This window comes from Nocardioides sp. (assembly GCF_031397825.1).
Lineage (GTDB): Bacteria > Actinomycetota > Actinomycetes > Propionibacteriales > Nocardioidaceae > Nocardioides.
Genome location: NZ_JANNML010000022.1, coordinates 1 through 2,321 on the forward strand (window position 1 = coordinate 1; position 2,321 = coordinate 2,321).

The 2,321-nt window shown below is 71.1% G+C and carries 2 protein-coding genes; both read left to right on the plus strand.

Annotated features, from left to right (window positions below):
- Positions 1–180 precede the first annotated feature (180 nt).
- Positions 181–1,665 (plus strand): histidine kinase, encoded by a 1,485-nt coding sequence (locus RMN98_RS01230; protein ID WP_309646981.1) that lies wholly within the window; start codon positions 181–183, stop codon positions 1,663–1,665.
- Complete coding sequence (locus RMN98_RS01235) at positions 1,666–2,316, plus strand: response regulator transcription factor (protein ID WP_309646982.1); 651 nt, start codon at positions 1,666–1,668, stop codon at positions 2,314–2,316. It abuts the gene before it with no gap.
- The last annotated feature ends 5 nt before the right edge of the window (positions 2,317–2,321 follow it).

Consider the following 2,321-nt stretch of genomic DNA (forward strand, 5'->3'; position numbering starts at 1 on the left):
GCCTCGGCCTACACATCAACGCCGCTTCCGCTGGCCCCACTGGCCCGTCACGTCTGGGTCGGAGCCTGGCCCGTGAATCTCGCCGGACTCCTTGCTCTGCTCCTGGTGTTCCCAGATGGTCGTCGGCCCGGGCGCTTGTGGGCCGCGGTTCCGTGGGCGTACGCCGCAGGAACCGCCCTGATGATGGCCGCCACGTGGGACGCCCGGCAGGTCGACGGTGCCGTCGTCGGGCAGGGCGCTCCCTGGCGGGCGACGCTGGGCAGTGTCGCCGTCCTGGTCATCGGGGTCTGCCTGGTCGCCGCCGTCGCTTCGGTGGTCACGCAGTACCACGGCGGTGACGGCCGGCGACGCCTCCAGATCCGCTGGCTGCTCGCTGCGGGCAGCGTGGTGGTGCTGCTCCTTGTCGGGGGCTGGGGGGCAGAGGCCCACGGTGCTTCGCTCGAGATGGCCTACACGCCGTTCCTGCTCGCCCTCGTGCTCCTCGTCCCCGCGTCAGTCGGGATCGCCATGGTCCGCCATGACCTCTTCGACGTCGACCGACTGCTCAGTGTGAGCATGTCCTGGCTGGTCACGCTGGTCGCCTCCGCTGCGATCTTCGCCGCAGTGGTCACGATCGTGAGCCGCGCCGTCGGGGCCGGCGCAGGCCTCGGGCCTGCTGCGGCGGCGTTCGTGACCGCTCTGGCACTGCTACCGCTGCACCGCATCCTGGCGGGCGCTCTCGGCAAGATGCTCGACCGCGACAGGTGTGTCGCGCTCGCTGCGGTGGAGCAGTTCGCGGCAGACGTTCGCGCCGGCCGGCGTTTGCCCGAGGAGGTCGAGGTCGTGCTGCAGGAGGCTCAGGGCGACCCGGGACTTCGGATCGCCCTGGCCCGCCCGGACGGTTGGAGCGACCTGCGCGGCGTGCCTGTCGAGGAGCCGGTGGGGTTCGCCCTCGAGGCCGGCGGAGACACCATCGGCATGGTCACCCTCGGGTGGGAGTCTGCTCGAGCGCGTCGACGGCTCGCGGATCTCGTCCGGGTGGCGTGGGTCCCGATCGAGGTGAGTCGGCTGCGCCTCGTGCTGCGGGAGGCGCTTGCCGAGGTCGAGGCCAGCCGGGTGCGACTGGTCGACGCGGCGGCGACGGAACGCAAGCGTCTCGAGCGCGACCTCCACGACGGCGCACAACAGCGCATCATCGCCACCGGGATGCGTTTGCGATCGCTTCAGCAGCGGTTGGACTCACGGGCGGCTGCTGAGGTCGATACCGCGATCGGTGAGCTGGAGGTCACCGTGAGCGAGCTTCGTCGCCTGGCCCACGGGGTCCGTCCCAGTCGGCTCGACGACGGTCTGGGTCCGGCCCTCGAGGGCCTGCTGGAGACGAGCCCGGTGCCGGTGGACCTGCACGTCGCGGTTCTCCCGGAGGCGGACGAGGCGCGGACGCTGACGGCGTACCTCGTTGCCTCGGAGGCCGTCACCAACGCGCTGAAGCACGCCTGCGCCCGCCGGATCGGCGTGCAGCTGGGTGCGCAGGGAGATCGCCTGACGGTCCGGGTCTCGGACGACGGCGTGGGTGGGATCCCGGACGGCGGCCTCACCGCGCTGCGGGACCGGGTCGCCTCGGTGGGTGGAAGCCTGCAGGTCGACAGCCCCGTCGGCGGCGGCACGACGATCTCGGCGGTGGTGTGAGTGCGCGTCGTCGTCGCAGAGGATTCGATGCTGTTCCGCGAGGGGCTCGTCCGGCTCCTCGACGAGCGCAGCCACCAGGTCGTCGCAGCTGTCGGCGACGCCGACAGCCTGCTGGATGCGGTCGCCGAGCACCATCCCGATCTGGCGGTGGTCGACATCCGCATGCCGCCCAACCACGACTCTGACGGGGCACAGGCGGCACGACGGATCCGCGACGAGGAGCCAGATGTTGGCGTGCTGCTCTTGTCGCAGCACATCGAGCTCCGCCAGTGCCTGGGCCTGATCGGGACACCGGGCTTCGGCTACCTGCTCAAGGACAGGGTCCTGCACCTCGACGAGTTCGACGACGCACTCACCCGGGTCGCCGGCGGTGGCGTCGCACTCGACCCCGAGGTCGTCCAGGCGCTCGTGCTCGGGCGCAAGGCGCGAGATGCCCTGGGATCCCTGAGCGACAGAGAGCGCCAGGTGCTCGCGGTCGTTGCGGAAGGCCACAGCAACGCTGCCGTGGGGAGGTCACTCCGGTTGTCCGACCGGACGGTGGAGGCGCATCTGCGCTCGGTCTTCACCAAGCTCGACATCTACGACGACGGCACGACCAACCGCCGGGTGCGGGCTGTCGTCGCCTACTTGGAGGCGCGTGCATCCCCCTGACGCAC